The sequence below is a fragment of the Mongoliibacter ruber genome (assembly GCF_003003005.1).
Taxonomy (GTDB): domain Bacteria; phylum Bacteroidota; class Bacteroidia; order Cytophagales; family Cyclobacteriaceae; genus Mongoliibacter; species Mongoliibacter ruber.
The window spans coordinates 406942-428048 of record NZ_PVTR01000001.1 but is presented as its reverse complement, the minus strand read 5'-3'; the positions used below and the strand labels follow the sequence as shown (position 1 = coordinate 428048).

General features: G+C 39.1%; 18 protein-coding genes and 1 pseudogene. 15 read left to right on the top strand and 4 right to left on the bottom strand.

Annotation, left to right across the window (positions count from 1 at the left end; all coding sequences use genetic code 11):
- Positions 1-54: 54 nt before the first annotated feature.
- Complete coding sequence (locus tag CLW00_RS01960) at positions 55-585, bottom strand: DinB family protein (RefSeq protein ID WP_106132217.1); 531 nt, start codon at positions 583-585, stop codon at positions 55-57.
- Positions 586-780: 195 nt separating this feature from the next.
- Here CLW00_RS01960 and CLW00_RS01955 point away from each other — a divergent pair, with 195 nt between their 5' ends.
- Positions 781-2973: a carbohydrate binding family 9 domain-containing protein gene (locus CLW00_RS01955; protein ID WP_245917139.1), complete on the top strand. Its 2193-nt coding sequence runs from the start codon at positions 781-783 to the stop codon at positions 2971-2973.
- 3 nt (positions 2974-2976) lie between these two features.
- Here CLW00_RS01955 and CLW00_RS01950 read toward each other — a convergent pair whose 3' ends face one another.
- Entirely contained in the window at positions 2977-4236 is a 1260-nt protein-coding gene (locus CLW00_RS01950; protein ID WP_106131951.1) for a neutral/alkaline non-lysosomal ceramidase N-terminal domain-containing protein, read from the bottom strand.
- A 339-nt stretch (positions 4237-4575) separates the two neighbouring features.
- On the opposite strand from CLW00_RS01950, the gene CLW00_RS01945 reads away from it, so the two are divergent.
- Complete coding sequence (locus tag CLW00_RS01945) at positions 4576-6327, top strand: ABC transporter ATP-binding protein (RefSeq protein WP_106132215.1); 1752 nt, start codon at positions 4576-4578, stop codon at positions 6325-6327.
- Positions 6328-6586: 259 nt separating this feature from the next.
- Here CLW00_RS01945 and smc read toward each other — a convergent pair.
- A pseudogene (smc, locus tag CLW00_RS01940) lies at positions 6587-10126 on the bottom strand (chromosome segregation protein SMC).
- 293 nt (positions 10127-10419) lie between these two features.
- Between smc and CLW00_RS01935 the strand changes: the two are divergent.
- From CLW00_RS01935 to CLW00_RS01925, 3 genes are all read left to right on the top strand, one after another.
- Positions 10420-10899, top strand: coding sequence for a hypothetical protein (locus CLW00_RS01935; RefSeq protein WP_211300134.1), 480 nt, complete (start codon positions 10420-10422; stop codon positions 10897-10899).
- Positions 10900-11120: 221 nt separating this feature from the next.
- Positions 11121-11543: an eCIS core domain-containing protein gene (locus CLW00_RS01930; RefSeq protein WP_211300133.1), complete on the top strand. Its 423-nt coding sequence runs from the start codon at positions 11121-11123 to the stop codon at positions 11541-11543.
- Between the two features lie 153 nt (positions 11544-11696).
- Positions 11697-13049, top strand: coding sequence for an ATP-binding protein (locus CLW00_RS01925; protein ID WP_106131948.1), 1353 nt, complete (start codon positions 11697-11699; stop codon positions 13047-13049).
- Positions 13050-13059: 10 nt separating this feature from the next.
- Here the strand turns inward: CLW00_RS01925 and CLW00_RS01920 are convergent, their stop codons facing one another.
- On the bottom strand, positions 13060-13401 hold the full coding sequence (locus CLW00_RS01920) for a hypothetical protein (RefSeq protein ID WP_106131947.1): 342 nt from the start codon (positions 13399-13401) through the stop codon (positions 13060-13062).
- A gap of 172 nt (positions 13402-13573) precedes the next feature.
- Between CLW00_RS01920 and CLW00_RS01915 the strand changes: the two genes are divergently transcribed.
- Genes CLW00_RS01915 through CLW00_RS01870 form a run of 10 tightly spaced genes read left to right on the top strand, consistent with a single transcriptional unit; the run spans position 13574 to position 21107 of the window.
- On the top strand, positions 13574-14149 hold the full coding sequence (locus tag CLW00_RS01915; protein WP_106131946.1) for a Pvc16 family protein: 576 nt from the start codon (positions 13574-13576) through the stop codon (positions 14147-14149).
- Position 14150: 1 nt separating this feature from the next.
- Complete coding sequence (locus CLW00_RS01910; RefSeq protein ID WP_106131945.1) at positions 14151-15143, top strand: hypothetical protein; 993 nt, start codon at positions 14151-14153, stop codon at positions 15141-15143.
- Between the two features lie 29 nt (positions 15144-15172).
- Complete coding sequence (locus tag CLW00_RS01905) at positions 15173-16762, top strand: phage tail sheath family protein (RefSeq protein ID WP_106131944.1); 1590 nt, start codon at positions 15173-15175, stop codon at positions 16760-16762.
- Between the two features lie 49 nt (positions 16763-16811).
- Positions 16812-17264 carry a phage tail protein gene (locus CLW00_RS01900; protein ID WP_106131943.1) on the top strand — a complete coding sequence of 151 codons (453 nt, stop codon included), beginning with the start codon at positions 16812-16814 and terminating at the stop codon, positions 17262-17264.
- Positions 17265-17269: 5 nt separating this feature from the next.
- Positions 17270-17728: a phage tail protein gene (locus CLW00_RS01895; protein WP_106131942.1), complete on the top strand. Its 459-nt coding sequence runs from the start codon at positions 17270-17272 to the stop codon at positions 17726-17728.
- Between the two features lies 1 nt (position 17729).
- Positions 17730-17915 carry a DUF5908 family protein gene (locus CLW00_RS01890; RefSeq protein WP_106131941.1) on the top strand — a complete coding sequence of 62 codons (186 nt, stop codon included), beginning with the start codon at positions 17730-17732 and terminating at the stop codon, positions 17913-17915.
- Position 17916: 1 nt separating this feature from the next.
- On the top strand, positions 17917-18579 hold the full coding sequence (locus CLW00_RS01885; protein WP_106131940.1) for a CIS tube protein: 663 nt from the start codon (positions 17917-17919) through the stop codon (positions 18577-18579).
- Between the two features lie 6 nt (positions 18580-18585).
- Positions 18586-20385 (top strand): type VI secretion system tip protein VgrG, encoded by a 1800-nt coding sequence (gene vgrG / locus CLW00_RS01880; protein WP_106131939.1) that lies wholly within the window; start codon positions 18586-18588, stop codon positions 20383-20385.
- Between the two features lie 7 nt (positions 20386-20392).
- Positions 20393-20692: a PAAR domain-containing protein gene (locus CLW00_RS01875; protein ID WP_106131938.1), complete on the top strand. Its 300-nt coding sequence runs from the start codon at positions 20393-20395 to the stop codon at positions 20690-20692.
- A gap of 1 nt (position 20693) precedes the next feature.
- A complete protein-coding gene (locus tag CLW00_RS01870; protein ID WP_106131937.1) occupies positions 20694-21107 on the top strand; it encodes a GPW/gp25 family protein in 414 nt (137 codons plus the stop codon).

The window sequence follows — 21107 nt, the reverse complement described above, 5'->3', positions numbered from 1 at the left end:
TAAAAGGATTGATTTCAGGAAGTGATTTCTTACAAATCTGCAAGATACAAGATGCTATTTTGAATTTTCCAAAACTTGTTTGGCTTGGTCGAGATGCCTCCATTCATGCGCAATAATAATATCAATTGCCTGATCCAAAGAATACACAATCAGCTTATTTACAGGAGAATGAATGATTACTTTCTTTGCTGTAAAAGGCTCCATTTCTTTGATTTTTTCAGCCAATAGTATTTGGTGTTGAAGGAAGTCAGAAATGGTGTTGTCATAAAACACAGGTTCAGGTTGCCAAGCAGGGAAAGTTTTAACTTTTTTCTTCCCGCCATCAGAGACAGACTGGAAAATCATATTGCCGAATAGTTTGCTGAAAAAAGGTATTTTAGCGATAAATGGTGCTTGAAAATTTCCCTTCTTTAGTTTTTCAAAAAGAGGAAAGTAGCTATTATTAACTTTCATAATATGTTGAAAGTTTTCAGAGACGCTCCACTTTTCTGAACCCGGCTTTTTATTCAAAACTTCATCAGGAATTGAGGCAAATTCCTCTGAAACTACCTTGTTAATATTGTCAAGTTCTTTGATCCAGTTCATGTGTACATGTGTTTGGGATGCAATTTTGACTTTATTTTTCACTTTTGCAGCCTCTAAAGGAAACAATTGGACGGAAGCCGAAAAAATTGTTATTCACTATTGCCAATGATAATCAAATAGTTTTTCCAAAAAGCGAATACTACCATTTGTAATATTGTGACTGGTATGGGGAGCAAAATCATTCAATTTTGTATTGTGAAATCTAAGCCAAGTATTTGTTTTGTCTTTTTCTGCTCTTTATTGTCCCTTTTTTCCAGTGTAATATCTGCGCAAGAATTGGAAGCCTATCGTATGTTGCCAGAGGAGAGCATAGTGCTGGATGGGATAGCGGATGAAGCATTTTGGGATAAGGTTCAAGTGGCTACAGGTTTTAGACAACAGGAACCAGTTCCTGGCAATCCGGCGAGTGAGCGAACAGAAGTGCGGATAGCCTATGATGACCAGAACCTCTATATATCAGCCAAATTTTTTGACTCAGAGCCTGAAAAAATCAAAGCCTTTCAGAGAAGAAGAGATTCCCCACTGGATACAGATGATAAGTTTGTGTTTATTTTAGACACATATAATGATCAGCGGTCATCTTTTTATTTCGAAATCAATCCACTTGGTCTCATGGGGGATGGTATTCTGAGAACTGGGCAAGGAACTTCTATCAATCGGTCTTGGGATGGTATTTGGAGGGCTTGGGTTGTTCAAAATCCAGAAGGCTGGGCAGCGGAAATCCGTATTCCGTTTATGACTTTGAATTTTGATCCCAACAATGACACTTGGGGAATCAACTTTCTCCGCACAATAAGAAGGAAAAATGAAGATGTACTCTGGACAGGCTTTCAAAGAAACCAAGGTATCAATAGGCCGCAGGATGCAGGCAAGCTGGTAGGTTTACACCGATTAAACCAAGGAGTGGGAGTAGAGGCAATACCCTATGCAATAGCATCTCAAGTGAGACAAAGAGAGGGGGTGAATGGAGAAAAAACAGCTGATTATCAATACAATATGGGGGGTGAGATCAATTACAACATCAGCCCTAACCTTAAAGCTGGTATTACGGTCAATACAGATTTTGCGGAGACAGAGGTGGATGACAGGCAAATAAACCTTACGAGATTCCCCCTGTTTTTCCCAGAAAGGAGGGCCTTCTTTTTGGAAGGGTCTAATATCTTTTTGTTTGCGCCTTCGAGCGGCCCAAACCCGTATTTTAGTAGGAGAATTGGATTACAAGAGGGTAGGCCTATACCTATCCGTCACGGAGGGAGGTTGATCGGAAGGATCAAAGATACAGATGTTGGTTTTTTGCAGGTAAGAACAGGGGCAGAAGGCGAAAGGCCTGGTGAAAACTTCACTGTGGGTAGGGTAGTACAGAATATTTCAGATGAAAGTACAATTGGTGTAGTATATACCCGTAGAGATACAGACGGAGACAGCTTGCCTGTAAGACAGACACTTGGAGCGGATTTGAGTTTGAGTACTTCCAAATTTTTGGGAAATAAAAACTTACAGATGGAAGCATTTTTTGTGGGACACACTGAAACATTTATTGGAGACGAAAGCAGCCTCTGGGACAGGTCGGTCAGAGGTGGCAGGATCAACTTCCCAAATCAACCATGGGATGCACATGTTTCCTACAGGGAGTTTGGAATTAATTATGATCCCGCCGTAGGCTTTGCTCCAAGGGTAGGATTCAGAAGGCTACAGCCATCTCTTACTTACAATCCTTTATGGAAAGAAAGCAGTTTGATACGAGAATTGAGTTGGCAGTATTATTTTGAGTATTTGATGGAAATGGATTGGCGACCTGCAACAGTCAACCACAGAGTTAGGATATTAGGGTTAAGGTTCGAAACTGGTGATATTTTTCAAGTGAGACTAGACCACAATTATGAGTGGCTTGACAGACCTTTTGATATTTTAAGAGATGGTGAATATGTCATTCAGCCTGGTGATTATAGGAATTTGGGTTATGTCTTGACCGCCTCATCGGCACCTTTTAGAAAAATAGGAGGTACCTTGGAATACTCCCGGATTGGTTTCTGGACAGGTACACAGGCCAATGTAACTGCCAATATATTTATGAGGCCGTTTGTTGGTCTTAATATGACAGCAAGTTGGGAACATAGTCAAGTAAGGCTAGCTGAGGGGGATTTTGATACACATATATTTAGACTGGTATCCGGCTATGATTTCTCCCCTTGGGTGTCTCTCAATTTTAATATACAATATGACAATATCACTAATTTTGTAGGAACCAACACCAGGTTTTCATGGGTAATAGATCCGGGAAACACCTTTTTTGTGGTGTACAATCACAATTGGCAGCGTTTTATGGAAAGGTTTATATCCATTGAAGACAGGACTAATATAAAACTAGCCTATACTTTTAGATTTTAGAAATTATTCTTCCTTTGACAATGCACTTAATTCATCCATCAACTTGGGGCCTGTTTTGCTACCCAAAGACATACTAGTGAGATATGGAGCATGGGGTATTTCTGGGTTTTCAAAGTATTCAGGTTTGAGGATATAACCCAACGCATCCTGTGCCAATCCCAAAACAAATTTTGGCCCTTGTGGCATCAATTCTTTCGTTTGAAAGCTATAGTGTGGAGCTGTTTCTCCAGGGTGTGTAGCAAAAGTAGCTTCACCTATGCTGAACCAAGCAACCTCTGACTCTACTGTTTCTCCGATTGACCGGTTAAAAATCCCCATTTCTGCCAACTGCTGCCAAGCTTGGTTTTCTGCTTCAAAGGAAACATAGGCTTTTTTAAAAATGATTTGATTTTGCCTAAGCGTTTGGGGTTTGTTTATCAATGCACTTATGGTAGCCTTTGCCAGTTCTCCCCCTCTTTTGATAGCTGTATGATGCTTTCCATCTTTATCATTAGGCTGAATCCAACCCCCAATAGCACCTTGAAGAAAAAGATGTTCACCACCAAATACATCTTCCATACCTTTATAAAAACCTCCTACATAGTCAGCAGAAACTTCTGATACAATACCATCTAAGTATGTTGGATGACATGCGAAATTTGTCAAGGAAACAATGCTATTCCCATCAAGATCTACAAATTGCAGGGTAGTGATTGACCTGTCAATTTCTTCTTCACTGATATTTTCTACCCAATCATCTCCATGTGTAGTCATGGCATACTTTCCTTCTACCTCGATCAGATTTTGTGAAGCCTTCAAGATTTCAGAGGCTATAGTGTTGATCAGTTTTTCCAAATAATCAGGATCCACACCTGATTCGCTGTAATCTTTACCCCAAAGCCCTACCACGTCAGGACCAGAATGGGTATGGGTAGAACTGATAACAAGACTTTCGGGTGTAAATGGAATAGGAAAATCCATTCGAGTCAATTCTGATCTGACTTTTAGCAAGTCGCTATACATCAGTCCTATACAGTCTACCGTGACCAAGGCCAAAGAAGAGGAACCATCAAAGGCTATAAATGCCTTTACAAAGAGACTATCCAAAACACCTGTAAACTTCCTGTTCTGCTTATCCCCTGCAATGAAACTTCCCAATGGAGGGTTGATAACGGCTTTGGATACACCGACCTTAAGGAGGTTTTGACTTGAATCGCTAGTAGTTTCTTTCGAACAACTCTGAAGAAACAATCCAAGGAGCAATACAATGAATAAGGTTCTCATGGTAATTGAATGTTTAGGTATTGAAATATCATGTGTGTCCGCAATTCTGCAATTAAGCAGATTACGTTTTTTTTCTCATCATTTAGATACCTGCCCTTCGGGAGGCGAGCTGGATCCGCCACAGGACAAGTTATTAATTGATACCTACCTACCAGTAGCAGGTTTTTTCTCAATCAGTTGGTTGATTTGTGAATTTATCCGCCCAACAAAGAAGCGGATAATCATATAATATATTATAGCCTATCAATCAACCGTATTGAGTTGGCATTGATATTATTTCTAACCAAAATAGAACTAATTTCGTCGAGTCCCATGTTTTGAATGGATTTTAGAAAAGCTATGACTACAAAAAAGAAAACCGAAAGCAAGGTCACCATGAGCCATGTTTTCAAAACCATCATTTGGCCAAGAAGAAAACAGTTGTTTTTAGGGTTATTTTTAATTGTCATTTCAAGACTTTCTGGATTGGTACTCCCCGGGGCAAGTAAAATCCTCATAGATGATGTCATACCTTCCAACGACCTTCAGATGCTAAAGTGGTTGGTAATAGTAGTGGTAGCTGCCATTACCATTCAAGCTGTCACTTCTTACGCTTTGACTCAAATTTTAAGCGTAGAAGCTCAGCATTTGATTGCTAAGCTGCGATCTCAAGTTCAAAAACACATCATCCAATTGCCTATAAGGTTTTTTGACAATACCAAAACAGGGGAGTTGGTATCCAGGATCATGACGGATGTAGAAGGTGTCAGAAATCTTGTTGGGACAGGTTTTGCCCAGATGATTGGAGGAGTGCTTACTGCAGTGATTTCGCTGGTTTTGCTGATCTATATCAGCCCATTGATGACACTTTATGTGTTGGTTCCGGTAATTATTTTTGGATTGATTTCATTAAAAGCTTTTGGCAAAATCAGGCCAATCTTTCGTGAAAGAGGTAAAATCAATGCAGAAGTTACAGGTAGATTAACAGAAACCTTGGGTGGAATTCGCGTCATCAAGGGGTTTAATGCTGAAGCCCAAGAGATTCTCACTTTTGAGCAAGGCGTAGAAAGGTTATTTCTGAATGTCAAATCAAGTCTCACGGCCACAAGTATTGTGACATCTTCTGCTACTTTTCTTCTAGGCCTGGCCTCTGCAGGTATCATGGGTATTGGTGGGTATATGATAATGGATGGTCAGATGACTTTTGGTGATTTCTTGGCTTTTACGCTCTACCTAGGATTTATGATAGCTCCTATCGTACAGATGAGTAATATTGGAAGTCAGTTTACAGAGGCTTTTGCGGGATTGGACAGGACTGAAGAAATAATGAATTATCCTTTAGAAAATTCAACAGGTCAAAGGACAATCGCCCTCCCGAAAATTGTAGGAAATATGACTTTTCAAGATGTATCCTTTGCATATGAAGAGGGGAAAGATGTGATCAAAAATATCAGTTTCAATGCTCCGGCGGGTTCTGTGACTGCCTTGGTAGGTACTTCGGGATCGGGGAAAACCACTATTGCCGGTTTGGCAGCCTCTTTTTTAAATCCTGAATCAGGAATCATTACTGTGGATGGACACGATTTGCAAAAAATCACATTGGACTCTTACAGGTCTCAGTTGGGAGTAGTGTTGCAAGATGACTTTTTATTTGAAGGTACGATCAAACAAAATATCCTATTTCCCAGGCCTGATTCAAGTGAGGAGCAACTGCAACAAGCGGTCGCTGCAGCGCACGTACATGAATTTACAGATAGGTTTGAGGATGGATTGGATACATTGATTGGTGAAAGAGGCGTAAAGTTATCAGGAGGTCAAAGGCAGCGCATAGCCATTGCTAGGGCAATTTTGGCAGATCCTAGAATTTTGGTTTTGGATGAAGCCACTTCTAACCTTGATACTGAAAGTGAGTCCTTGATTCAAGCTTCTTTAAAAGAGTTGATGAGGGGAAGGACTACCTTTGTAATCGCTCATAGGTTGAGTACTATCCGTCAAGCCGATCAGATTTTGGTTATAGAACAGGGCAGGATTGCCGAGCAAGGAAAACATGATGAATTGATCGCCAGTGAAGGACGGTATTACCAACTGTACACTTACCAGGCAAGGATATAAAAACAAAGAGAGTGGGGAATTTCCTCGCTCTCTTTACATTTTAAAGGTACTTGTCAATTGTGGTTCTAATATCTAAAGACGGCCTGTCAGCAGATGGGCAATTATTTTTCCTTTTTGATCCAAAAGCAGGAATTTTGGAATCCCATTACCAATAAAGGGCTTGATACAAATGTGTTAAGCTTAGACCCCTAAGAGATAAAACTTGCCTAAATATCTGTCATTAATCGGATAATTCAGTAAAATCTAAACCTGAACCTCTTTATACCAATTCCCTCAAATCTACAGGCACCACTCTGGAAACTCCTGCCTCTATCATGGTGATTCCATAGATGATATCCGTGCTGGCCATTGTCCTTTTGTTGTGGGTAACAATGATAAATTGGGATTCTTTTGAAAAGGTCTGAATGATGTTGTTGAACTTGTCAATATTGGCATCATCCAGTGGTGCATCCACCTCATCGAAAATACAAAATGGTGCCGGTTTAAGCAGGTAAATGGCAAATAGGAGAGAAGTAGCCGTCAAGGTCTTTTCGCCACCTGAGAGTTGGTTGATCGTCAAAGGTCTTTTTCCTTTTGGTTTGGCAATGATCTCGATTGCACTTTCAAGTGGATTATCGGGATCAAGCAGGGTAAGGTCACATTGATCTTCTTCTGTAAATAAAGAGCGGAATACCTTGATAAAGTTTTCTTTGATCTTGCCAAAAGCGTCCAAAAATGTCTCTTTCGCCACTTGATCGATTTCCTTAATTGTTTCGATCAAAGAGTTTTTAGCTTTTTCCAGATCTTCTTTTTGAGCTGTAATGAATGAATGTCTTTCTTTGATTTCATCGTAAGCTTCCATCGCCATTGGATTGATGGGGCCTATTTTCTCCAACTTGTCTTTAGCTTTTTGGACTATTTGCCTCAAGTCTTCTTCCGAAAATTCAATATACTCTTCTTCCACTTCTGGATTTTCATCCATTAAGGAGTCTAGGTCAATTTCGAATTCAACGCTCAATCTCTCTTTGAGACTGGCCAACTTCAACTTGACTTCATTTAGAGATTGTTGCAATTCCTGAATCAGTGTGTCCATGGATTCTTTGGACTTCTGTAATTCACGGATCTGCTTATCCGAGGTGTCTATTTCACCACGCATGGCATAATAGTCCTTCTCAGCCTCAATGACGCCTTTTTCAATGCCTTCTTTTTCTGAATACAATTCAATCAACTCGTCGTCTTTGATCTCATTGTTGTCGATGAGTGAGCGGACTTCCTGGTCTGTGGCACTGAGTTCTGATTGTGATTTTTCTATTCTTTCTTTGCTGCTTTCAAAAGCTGATTTTTAGAATTCGATTTCCTGTTCTAGGCTGTTTACCCTATTGAGTTGTTGATGGTATAAGATGTTTTCTTGGTTGAAAGCCTGGGATCTCTTGCTAAGTTCTTCGCTTTCCTCTTCTAGAAGTGCTGTGAGTTTTTCCAGTTCTTCTTCCAATGCTTCGAAAGAGGTTTTCTCCTGTTCTAAGTCGGGACCTATTTCTTCAAGACTGGTTTGTAAACTATCGATTCTGTCCAAAATATCCTCGCGCTTATTGGCATTGGTGCTGAGCAGTTCACTCAATTGCTCTTTTTTGGTACGAACAGACACATACTGCTGATTGATTTCATTGATCTCCTGCTGCAGGCTTTCTATGTCCTTTTTGTAACTTACTTCTTTGAGCTTCAAGAGGTCACTGAGTTTGTTGTCTAGGTTTGCACGGGTAGCGGACACTTTTTTGTTGAGCTCTTTGATTTCTTTTTCAAGTTTTTCGAGATTTTTGGCCCTACCTATTCTTTTGCCTTCAAACAAACCTACAGATCCACCTGAGATGCTGAACCTCCTTTTGGTAAATTTCCCACTTTCAGTGATAAAAATGGCAGTTTTGTCTTCAGGAAAATCACTGAACTCACCTCTTACTATATAGGTGTTGTCAAGGATAAAACTGATGAGTTTGCCGTATTTTTCATCGTATTCTATGATTTCGGTGGCGGGTATGGCATTGGCAAAAAGCTTGGTTTGGCTTGGCTGGAAGCTGTTGAAGTGTTCCAGGACAAAGAAATTGGCTTTTCCTTTAGCTGCATCACTAAGTAAGTTAACAGCTGCAATGGCTTGAGCTTCTGTTTCGACTACATAATAGTTCATATAGCCTTCTAGGTAGTTTTCTATCGTAACCCTATACTTGTCTTCAGTAGTCAAGATATCAGACAATAGCGGCGTATCTTTCCCCCAAGAGGAATTTTTCTTGAGAAACTTGATGGCTTCAGGAAAACCTTCAAGATTTTCGACCAAAGATTTAGTCAGGTTGAATTCATTTTGTTTTGCATCGAGTTTGCGGGAAAGCTGGGTGACTTCTTCCCGAATCATGTCAATCACGCGGTTGGTTTCTTCTAGCTTTTGGCTTTGGTCTTCTTCTTTGGCTTTTATCTTGGACAAAGCATCAGATTTAGCATCCAACTCCTCCTTTAGCACAACTATTTTTTCTTCAAATTCTGCCAGGTTTGCCTCCTGATTGTCATCATCTGAAGCTGTTTTTTCCAGTTCTTGCTTCAACGTAGACAATTGAATCTGCTTGATTTCCTGATCTTTGGAAAGTTGGTAGACACGGTCTTTTTTACCTACAAAGTCTTTGTTGGCTACTTTTTGTTGTTCCTGAATATCAGTTTGTTGGAGTTTTTTGGACTCAAAGTCTCTCCTTAATTCTTCAACTATATACTCCTTCTCTGCCAGCTGTTTTTGTGCACTTTCTTGTTCTTGCTCCAAGGACCTGATACTGAAACCCGCTCTATCATTTGACTTGCGGTCAATATCTATCTGTTCCCGGAGTTTTTGAGCCCTATCTTCCAAAAACCGAAGCCTTTCATTCTTGATTTTCTTATCACTTTCAAACTGTCGGATTTTGTTGACATGTTCATTGAGTGTTTTTTGTCTGGAGGAAAGTAATTTTTCCTTTTGAATTAAATCAGCTTTGGCACTTTCCAAAAAAGCTTCTTTTTCAGTGATTTTAGTATTGATCTCTAACTTCCTGTCACTTTCCTCTTGTATTCTTTTATGAATTCCAATGAGGGAGTCACTGTGTTTGCTAACAGATTTTTTTGCCAGATTGATGCTGGCTCTTTTGTATTCCTTTTTGATCTCAAAATATTTGGCAGTTTGTTTTGCCTGTTTTTCGAGGCTTTTCAGGTTTTTTTCTATTTCAAAAAGAACATCCTCTACACGCTCCAAATCAGCATCGGTATCCTCTAATTTTCGGAGTGTTTCTTTCTTTCTCGTCTTAAATTTTGATATGCCTGCAGCTTCTTCAAATAGGTCTCTTCTGGAGTTGTTTTTGTCATTGAGTAACTCATCTATCATTTTGAGCTCAATGATGGCATAGCTATTAGAGTTGATGCCAGTATCCATGAAGAGATTGGTGATATCCTTGAGTCTACAAGTGATACCATTGAGCAAGTATTCACTTTCACCGCTTCTATAATAGCGTCTTGTGATAGTGACATGAGTATATTCTGTAGGAAGAAGGTTTTTGGTATTTTCAAAAGTAAGGGAAACCTCTGCCAGATTGGTAGGCTTACGGTTTTTAGTCCCATTGAAAATAACATTCTCCATTTTGTCAGACCGCAGCATACGGGTTTTTTGTTCTCCCAATACCCAGCGAATAGCATCCACTACATTTGATTTGCCGCATCCATTTGGACCCACCACACCTGTAATTCCTTTATCAAAATGGATTACCATTCGGTCACCAAAACTTTTAAATCCCTTAATTTCTAGCTTACTCAGCAGCATCCTACATCAAAATTGAAAATGAATATTGAACAAAATTAACTCAATTCAGAAATTTACCAAGAAAATCCATTTGTGGCACTGTTGATCAGTACCTTATTATATAGACCAAAATTGCAAAATCCATCGGTTTGGTAATATTGAACATTTTCATTTTCCTTGGATTACCATATAATATCACTTCATACTTTTCAGCACATATTTTTAATGTGTATATTGGAATCAAATTATAAGCTATGGACGCCGGTAACATTATATATATCATTGCAATCATCATTTACTTCATATACTCTGCTATGAAAAAAAGCAAGGGTCCTGAAGAGATAGATGTTCCTGAAAAGGAGATAGAAGATAGTCCAAGAAGACCTGCTTCCTTTGAAGATTTGTTACGGGAAATCCGTGAAGGTCAACAAGAGAAAGAGCGGGATTTTGACCAGTCTGGGCAGGGTGATGTTTTGGAGCAAAAGCCACAAAGGCGGGATAGGTCTATTGAAAAACCTGTATCTAGCCCTTCCTATCAGCCAAAAAGTGTAGATCAACCAAGAGCTTTTAGGAAGTTTCAAGGGGAGGTGTCCGAACAAGAAAAGCCAAGACACAAAACCTTGGACGAGCAGGTGATGATTGATGATGAAATTGAAGGTTTGAAATCCTCTATAAAAGTAGAAGAGCTTGATGCGCCTGAGTCAAACAGCAAATATAAATCACTTTTGAAAAATCCTGAATCAGTAAAAGATGCGATAATACTGACAGAGATTTTAAACAGGAGAAATTTTTGATCAATCTACTTTTCTAGACTAGATTATTTTCTAAAAGTTATGATTGAAAATTGGTTATGAGGATTTGGACTGTACAATAAGTATAGTAGGTGGTTGGAAGACCTTTGAGAATTTAGTGAAATTGGAAATCAGTGTTCATTTAAATCATAATAAACATGTCATCTCATGTACAAAAGTCATCCGAAAGAAAAAATCAAAGGCCTCACTCTGATACATCGAAAATGCAGAATTTGCAAGGATCACCTTTACAGTTCGTAGACAACAGGTCGGAGGCAATTTTTCAACGGAATTTTAACGGACTTGTAAATACCAATTCTACTTCAAAAAAAGTCAATAATACTGGATTACCAGATGAACTTAAATCTGGAGTGGAAAGCCTTTCAGGATATTCATTGGATGATGTAAAAGTTCACTATAATTCCAATACCCCCTCTCAACTACATGCTCATGCTTATGCGCAGGGTACTGATATACATTTAGCTCCCGGACAAGAAAAACATTTGCCACATGAGGCTTGGCATGTTGTACAGCAAAAACAAGGAAGGGTTAAACCAACTATGCAGTTGAAAGGAAAAGTCAATATAAATGATGATGTTGGTTTGGAAAAAGAAGCGGATGTCATGGGAAGGGAGGCATTGAAATAATTTGGTTAATTACACCCATTTAGCATAACATTCGTTGACACCAAACACTGAGGTTAGGGGCAGGTTTATCTTTAAGCATTTAAGCTTAAAATAGATTGCCTATAATACTGGTAAATAATCCGTTTTTTGAAGAGATTTTAAACTCCAATAGATATGTCGACCAACTCTTTATCCAATTCAGATTGCTTAGAACAGGAGCTTATTTGGTTTCAGGAGCTTTTAATGATAAGAGGAAAAATCACCTTTGAGCAATCTCGGGAAGAATCGGACATTGATCGGATCGTTTTGCCGGATTTTGCCGGTTCAGATTCAAATTATGCCCGTTTGATCAAAAGACATTCAATGGGTCTGGAAGAAAGATTGGTGCTGGTTCTGGCATTACTCCCACATATTAAGCCACATTTACTGGATATCCTTCATATCAAAAACCAAACCTATGACACTCCATTCACCGAGTTTGGAGGGATTAAAGGAGAAAAACACCGTGGTTTTTTACCGACAGGGGAGACTGCTATCTTTTTACTGGCTGGTTCTAGTTTAAGAAAGCGTTTTGATCTATTAAAGCTCTTTGATTCTTCTCATTTCTTTGCCCAAGAAAAAATCCTTTCTCTGGAAAGCAGTTCAAAAGATGAACCTATTCTTAGCGGGATCCTGAGGATATCCAAGGAATACCTTAGTATTCTTACTACGGGAGAGGGTTTCAAACCTGATTTTGGTGATGATTTTCCAGCAAAACGAATTACAACCGAACAGGAATGGGATGATCTTGTCATAAGTGATGATGTGTTCCAAGGTATCAAGGAAATCCAAACTTGGCTTGTACATGGAAAAAGACTCAAGAATGATTTTCAATTTGGAAGAAAAATTAAACCTGGATTCAAAGCTTTGTTCACAGGTCCTCCAGGAACAGGCAAAACACTTACAGCTACATTATTAGGTAAAGCTTGCAAATTGGATGTTTACAGGATAGACCTTTCACTGGTAGTTTCGAAATTCATCGGAGAGACTGAAAAGAATCTTTCAAGGGTTTTTGACCTTGCAGAAAATAGAAATTGGATACTTTTCTTTGATGAAGCTGATGCACTTTTTGGAAAAAGAAGTCAGGCCTCGGATTCCCATGACCGATATGCCAATCAGGAAGTTTCCTATTTGCTTCAGCGCATTGAGGATTTCAATGGTTTGGTGATACTGTGCTCAAATTATAAAAACAACATCGATGAGGCTTTCTTTAGAAGGTTTCAGTTGGTCATCGATTTTGAACTCCCTGATTATTTCCAAAGGTTGAAGATTTGGGAAAATGCTTTGATGGGTGAATTTGATTATGAAAATAAAGTCAACCTTCAAGAATTAGCAGAAAGCCATGAACTCAGCGCGGCTTCAATTATCAATATCCTTCAATTTTGCTGTCTTAAATCAATGGAAAGAGAAGAACTTGTTGTAAGAAAAGTTGATATAATTCAGGGGTTGAGACTTGAAAAAGTGAAAGAAGGAAAAAGTATAGTGTAAAATTTAGTTTTTATTTTTTGAAAATATATTCGACTATTACGTCATCAGATTTTTCTTCTTTTATTTTCTTTAGTTCTGAGACTACCTTCCTCAGTGCTTCATTTTCATCAGCCAAAAAATTATTTTTACCCATCAAATCAAGCTGTATTTTTCTAGATTCAAAAAGGTCTTCTTCCAACTTGTCAATCATTGATAGACTGTCGGATATCTCCATTTCCTTTACTTTTTTTTCCATTTTTAACCTCTTAACATTTTCTTCAAGAAAAAATAATTTTCCCTTCTGATTTCTATAATAAACAAGAAATATTATAAAGATGACAATTGTTAGTACAAAAGGAAATATTGTATACATGAAAATTTTTTAAAGAAATGTTGTTGCTGATATTAAAACCAAATTACTAGGTATTGTGTAAAACTACTTGTTTGTGGCATTTAGTTTCTGTAATATAGTAATTCATAAAGCTAGTTAAAATCTCCGAAACCCAAATTTTAGCTATCCACTTTCTCAATTCCTCCAAGATCAGATGATTGATATTTTACTCATCCATGTACGAGATCTGTTAAATCAGAATTTCAAAAACCAGTATGGGGTTTCTGATAATAAGGTTGTAGTTTCTAACCTTTTGGATAACTCATCTACATCTCCTGCCGAGCTCGAGAATAGGATCGTCTGCTTTTTACTTTCCATTGAACAAGAAACCATCCTCAAGAATAAAAATGGGAGAGCTGGGGGCAGCTCCGGAGGAGTAATGGATAAATTCGCACCTCTCTACCTCAATCTTCAAGTTGTATTTTGTGCAAATTTCAAAAGTAAAAATTATCTGGAAGGATTGAATTATCTCTCCCAAACCATTAGTTTTTTTCATCAGAACAGAATTATCAACCTTGGCAATATTCAAGGGCTATCCAATAAGACTGATAAAATATCCTTTGAACTTAGTAATCTTTCCTACGACAATCTCAGTCAGATTTGGTCTGCCATTGGTTCAAAAGTATTACCGGCTGCGATATACAAAGTAGGTTTGGTGATTTTTGATGACACACCCATTAGGTCTATTACTCCTGTTATATCAGGTACTGGTTCTGAAAATATAAATTGATATGAACCAACACTACCACCATATCTCCAACATTGAATTTTTACATGAATATTATGGTGGGGATAAGTTCAATGGGTTTACTGTAAACTGGACGAGTGAAACAGCTTCGTTGATGGATAACCTTCAGCTAATGGTAAAACCTGGGTTTGGTGGAATAAGCATTCTTTGTTCCGATATAGAACTCCTTAGCAGTGAGGACAGTACTATATTTTTAAGAATATCACCAAAAGATCCATTGTTCTTCAACTACACTGATTTTGGACAAGAATTCAGTCCAAAAGCTGGAATATTTCTTTTTTCCAATCATAAGGGAATTAACAAAGATGGTGTAATGCACCAAGAAGACTATGTAAGCACTAAAGATTGCATCAAAGTAATCAATAGGGAGATTGTCCAGGAAATCGCATCAAAATTCAATGATAGTGATTTTCAGGTATGGGAGGGAATTGAACCTGTTTTAGAACTTAGACATTTCACTGGCCTAATGAGTGAGATAAGTGAAAAATTTTTCTTTATAGAGAAGAATAAAAACAGACAAGCTTTTTATAAACCAAGGGGAGGAATGGAGAAAAAGCCTTTTGGCTTGATAGCCCTTAATGTTTATGACATTTATTCGGCATACAAGCAATCAGAAAAGATGGCAAGCTTCGAAATTAAATTTAAAAACAGGAAAACGGTTTGGAAATATATCCTGACAGACAAAGTGTATGAAAAATTCACTGACCTGAGTATTATGGATACTCAGGAAAATGGAGTAAGCTTCAAAGAAGGGGAATTTGAAATTCGTCCTGATTGGAAGGTGAAATGTTTTGAATCTGAAACAGAAATTCCTTTTAGAATAGATTTGAATAGACGCTTTCAGGTACTGGAAAAATCAAAGGAAGGAAGGCAAAATGGCAAACTCATACATAAACAACTACCTGAGGCCAAACCGGACCAAATCCACCTAAACGGAGACAATACTGGAATTTTCTACTCACATATTTATATATAACCAATTAATCACATTAATAAAAAACAATTATGGCACAAAATCTCATGACTCCGGGAGTTTACATTGAAGAGAAAAATGCATTCCCCGGTTCTGTTGTAGAAGTAGCTACTGCTATTCCAGCATTTGTTGGATATACGGAAAGAGCTTCCAAAAACGGAAAATCTCTTGTCAATAAACCTACAAGGATCACTTCTTTTGCTGACTACCTCGAACTATTTGGAGCTGGGTTTAACCCCAAATTCAATCTTGAAGATACCCAAGCCGGCGATAAGAATACAGTAACTATAGGCGGTAAGGAAAAAACTATTAAGTACAAAGATAACAATCTTGTATACCTCTTTAATAGTATACGCCTATTCTTCATGAATGGAGGAGGTACCTGTTATATTGTTTCCGTAGGCACTTATGCCGGGAAAGAAGGCATTGAAATTAAAAAAGATGACCTACTAGGAACAAGTAAAGGTGAAAATGGAAAGCCAATTGAAGGCGGCTTGTTGAAACTTGCCAAGGAATTGGAGCCAACTATGGTAGTAATCCCTGATGCTGTTGCTCTTGGAGCGGATTCTTATGAAATCTACAAGCAGATGCTTGCCCATTGTGCAAAAATGCAGAATAGGGTTGCAATTCTAGATGTGTATGATGGATTCAACAGTAGGGATGATGGAGAAGACGACAATATCAAAGTATTTAGAGAGAAAATCGGCACCGAATATTTGAGCTATGCGGCCGCTTATTATCCATGGCTTGAGACCAATATTGTTCAAAAGGGAGAGATCACCTTCAAAAACTTTGATGAATCTGTGGCCTTGTCTGAAATTCTTCCAGAAGCCAGAGCTCAAAATTTACTTGAAGCCTTCCCTAAGAATTCAGATGAATTTAAGGCTCAACTGCAAGCTGACAGACCGGAGTTGTCCGAAGAGCAAATTGATGGACTTCTTCCTGGTTATATTAAAAATAAAGAAAGTAACCATCACCTAGGCCTATTGGCTACAAGCCCGACTTACGCGGCTTTACTTGATGAGATTAGAGCAATCATGAATCTCCTTCCGGCAGGCGCAGCTATGGCAGGGATTTTCACCATGGTGGATAATAGTCGAGGTGTATGGAAAGCTCCTGCAAATGTAGGACTCAATGCAGTGGTAAGACCGGCAGTGAATATCACTCATGACCAGCAGGAAGATCTCAATGTAAATGCACTTTCAGGTAAGTCTATCAATGCGATCAGGACATTCCCTGGAGTAGGCACTTTGGTATGGGGTGGCAGAACACTTGATGGAAATAGCTTGGATTGGAGGTATATCAATGTGAGGCGTACCATGATTATGCTCGAACAATCTATCAAACTGGCTTTGAGGGCTTATGTCTTTGAACCGAATGATGCAAATACCTGGGTGACGGTAAAAAGTCTTATTTCAAATTTCCTTGTTGAAAAATGGAAGCAGGGTGCCCTTGCAGGTTCTTCTCCTGAAGATGCCTTCGATGTGCAGATAGGATTGGGAACCACCATGACATCACTTGATATCCTGGAAGGTAAAATGTTGATTACCGTCAAGCTTGCTATCGTGAGACCAGCTGAATTTATTGTTGTGTCCTTCGAACAGCAAATGCAGAAATCTTAATCAGTTCAAATTCAATTAAAAAATTCTAAAATATTAAATACATAATATCATGGCAGGAGAAGCACAAGACAGTAATTGGCCCTTACCCAAGTTTTACTTTTCAGTAGACTGGGGAAGTACTACGGATATTCCTTTCCAGGAAGTCAGTGGCCTTGAAATAGAAGCACAGCCAATTGAATACAGACACGGCAATAGCCCTGTATTTTCTACGATTAATATGCCTGGGATCATTAAAAACAGCCATGTTACTATGAAGAAGGGCGTTTTTGTTAATGACAATGCTTTCTGGGATTGGTACAATCAAATAAAAATGAATACCATAGAAAGGCAAAATGTGGTGATCAAATTATTGGATGAGTCTGGTTCACCTACTATGACTTGGACATTAAACAATGCCTGGCCTTCAAAAATCAGCTCAACAGACTTGAAGTCTGATGCCAATGAAGTGGCCGTAGAAAGCATTGAGATTTCACATGAAGGCTTGACCATAACCAACGGTTAATTCTAATGGGAGAAAACAGTTTCTTTCAGGACAGCTATGCTCCACCAACAGCATTCTATTTTAAAGTGAAATTCAAAGAATTTCCAGAAATGGACAGCAGTTTCCAGGAAGTTACTGGCTTGAAGGTTACCGTTAAAGTCACTGAGAAAAGAGAAGGGGGGGAGAATACCCGTATTCATTACCTCCCTTCATCTTCCCAGTACAGTGATCTGGTACTCAAACGTTGTCTGATCAAAAATTCAAGCCTAGACCAATGGTGCAGGAACGCTTTGGAAAATTTTAAATTCAAGCCTTTAGACTTTCAGGTTTTCCTTCTTGGGCCTGATGGAAAGGCCATGACTTCTTGGACGGTGTTTCAGGCCATTCCCATGTCTTGGGAATTGTCCTCATTATCCAGTACGAAAAACGAACTCGCCATTGAAACCTTAACCTTAAAATACAAATCCTTTAAAAAAGACAGTTAGAATGACGCTAATCATTAAGCAGTTGGTGATCCGTGGCGAAGTGATTGAGGATAATTCCCATTACAGCAAAGAGGAGCACCCCAATCAGGAGGCTCTCATTCAGTTGATCGAGGAGACCAAAAGAGAAATTGAAAAAGAGTATCAAGAAAAGATGCTTGAATTGATCGAAAAAACTTCAACCCGCTGATATGGATACTGGAAAACTGACCAAAGTAAAACTAGTAGCATATAAAAAGCCCGATTTCTCTGACAAAGTGGGAGATTATGATGTGCTGATCAACCCCGAAAAGTATAATTCAAAGTCCGAACTGAGGTATTCCACCAATTCTTCACCGGTTGGGAGTTCTGCCGAAACTGTTAAATTTCGCGGAGCTGGTTCGAATAATTTTCAAATGGATTTTTTCTTCGACAGTACGGGAGTAATTACACTCGAACCTGTGGACCGGCAAATGGATAAATTGAAAGGCTTGATTTATTCCTACAATGGCGATATCCATGAGCCCAATTATATAAAGATCATATGGGGAACGCAATCCCTGTTTGAAGGACGTCTTAAAAGTTGGGACGTTCAAATTACTATGATGGATCTTGATGGCACCCCAATGCGGGCTGAAGTCAAAGCCTCATTTGTCAGGTCAGTGCCTGTCAAAAAGAAAGCCCTTGAGGAACGAAGAAATTCTTCTGATCTGACCCATATCCGCATGGTAAAAGCGGGTGACACCTTGCCTGCCATGTGTTTTAAAATATATGGAGATAGCAAGTATTTCATTCAAGTGGCACAATACAACGGATTAGATCAAATCCGTTCGATCAGCCCCGGTGACCAGCTTATATTTCCCCCTTTAATTTAATTTCTTATGGCTGAAATACTGAAGGTAAATGATTTACCTGTGTCTTTTGAAGTATCCATCAATGGCAAAGTATTGTCAGGGGCAATAGAAATCATTTCTCTGTCTGTCAGCCTTGAAGTGAACAGGATCGCTTCAGCCAACCTTAAAATTTCGGATGGTGGTGCCTTTGGACTTGAAAATGAACCCTTTTCTAATAGCGCCTCTTCTGACTTTATACCAGGAAATGAAATTACTATCAGTCTTGGATATGGAGATGACAGAAAAACAGTGTTTAAAGGAGTCATCATTGCACAAAGAATGATTGTGCGTCGTAATACCTCTTTTTTGCAAGTTTCCTGTAAAGACAAATCGTTCAAGCTTACCAAATCAAGGTCCAATACCGTCATGTCTGACGCCAAAGATGATGACCTTTTCAGTAAACTCGTTTCCGATGCTGGATTAAGTGCTGAGATAGAAAGCACAAAAAAGTTTAATTATCCTCTTTTTCAGTACAATACCTCAGACTGGGATTACATTGTCATCAGAGCCGAAGCCAATAACCTTTTTGTGACTACAGATGAAAATAAAGTTAAAATAAAGGCTTTTAACCTTTCCGAAAACCCGAAATTCACAATTCAAGCAGATGTTTCTGCCTTGGAGGTAGATTTGGAAATCAATGGAGAAAACACCTACTCAGAATTTAATTTCACCAGTTGGAATCCTAAAAACCAGGTAACTACAAAGGTCAGTGCCAATATGGTAGACCCCGCCACATTTGGAAACCTGACAGCTCAGAAGATAGCAGGCAATCTTGCAGTACCCTCGCTCAATAAATTTACTTCGGCACCACTTTCTGCCGACGAATTAAATGCATTTTCCAAAAGTTGGATCAGCAAGTCCTCGCTTACCAAAATACAAGGGAAAATCATTATTGCAGGGACTTCCCAACTCAAGCCGGGTGAACTTGTTGGACTCAAAAGCTTTGGGGAAAGGTATGAGGGAAATGCTTTCATTTCAAAAATTGAACAAGAATTCTCAGAGGGCGATTGGAAAACAACTGTTTTTGTTGGACTCAATCCCCGATGGCATTCTACGCTCAATGATGTAGAAGAAGTAGGTGCATTGGGTCTGCTTCCTGCAACAAAAGGTAGTCAAATCGCTAAAGTCAAAAAAATCCATCAAGATCCCGATGGAGAATACCGGGTTTTGATCGAACTTGGTGCATTTCAAAATACAAGTAATTCAAATGAGCTGTGGGCTAGGATAGCTTTTAACTATGCTTCAGATCAAGCCGGATTTTTCTTCTTTCCCGAAATAGGAGACGAAGTATTGGTCACCTTTATTAATGGCGATCCACGTTTCCCTGTCATTACAGGTAGTATCTACAGCTCCAAGCAAAAGCCTAAGTTTGAAACAGATGCAGAAAACACCAAAAAAGCAATCCACACCAAATCAGGCCTGGCTATAATCTTTAATGATAAAGACAAAATCTTCACGATAAAAACCCCTGGAGGCAATACTGTCATCTTAGATGATAAGGAAAAGCAGGTTTCAGTGAAGGATATGAATTCGAACGAGGCCATTCTCAACAAAGACGGTATCAAACTCTCCAGCCCCAAAAATATTGTACTGGATGCAAAGGGTAAAATCAGCCTTAAGGCAGTCTCAGGTATTGAGATGGCAGCATCTGGTGGAGACCTCGAGGGAAAAGGCTTGAATGTTTCGCTGGAAGCACAAGTTGCCATGAAAGCTGCAGGAAATGCCTCAGCTGAATTTTCTGCCGCAGGACAGACCACCCTAAAAGGGGCAATGGTCATGATAAATTAAGAAAACTATGCCACTAGCCGCAAGATTGACTGATATGCATACATGCCCCATGCAAACCCCGGGGCTTCCCCCGATTCCCCACGTGGGAGGTCCTGTGATTGGGCCAGGGGCACCCACTGTGTTAATAGGAAAACTTCCCGCCGCTGTACTGGGAGACTCATGCGTCTGTGTGGGGCCTCCTGATTCTATTATAAAGGGATCCGCTACAGTGATGATTGGAGGGAAACCAGCTGCACGGATGGGCGATACCACAGCACATGGTGGCTCTATCGTATTGGGATGTCCCACTGTAATGATTGGAGGTTGATATGGATGAAATTTCAAATAATTTCCTCGGAAAAGGATGGTCATTTCCACCTTCATTTGATGTTGAGTCCAAGATGGCAGAAATGGCATCTGCCGAAACAGATATTCAACAAAGCATAAGGATCATTATGGGAACCATACCGACTGAAAGGGTTATGGAACCAAAATTCGGTTGTGATATGCTCAGCTTTGTATTTGAAACATCTGATCCGACCTACATGACGCTTTTGAGAGATACCATTTATGATGCTTTACTGTATTTTGAACCTAGGATTAAAGTAGAGGAAATCAAATTTGGAAAAAGAAAGCTCGATGATGGGATACTTCTTATCGATATCGACTACACAGTGATCATCACCAATTCAAGAAGTAATATGGTGTATCCTTTTTATTTAAATGAAGGTACCAACCTTTGA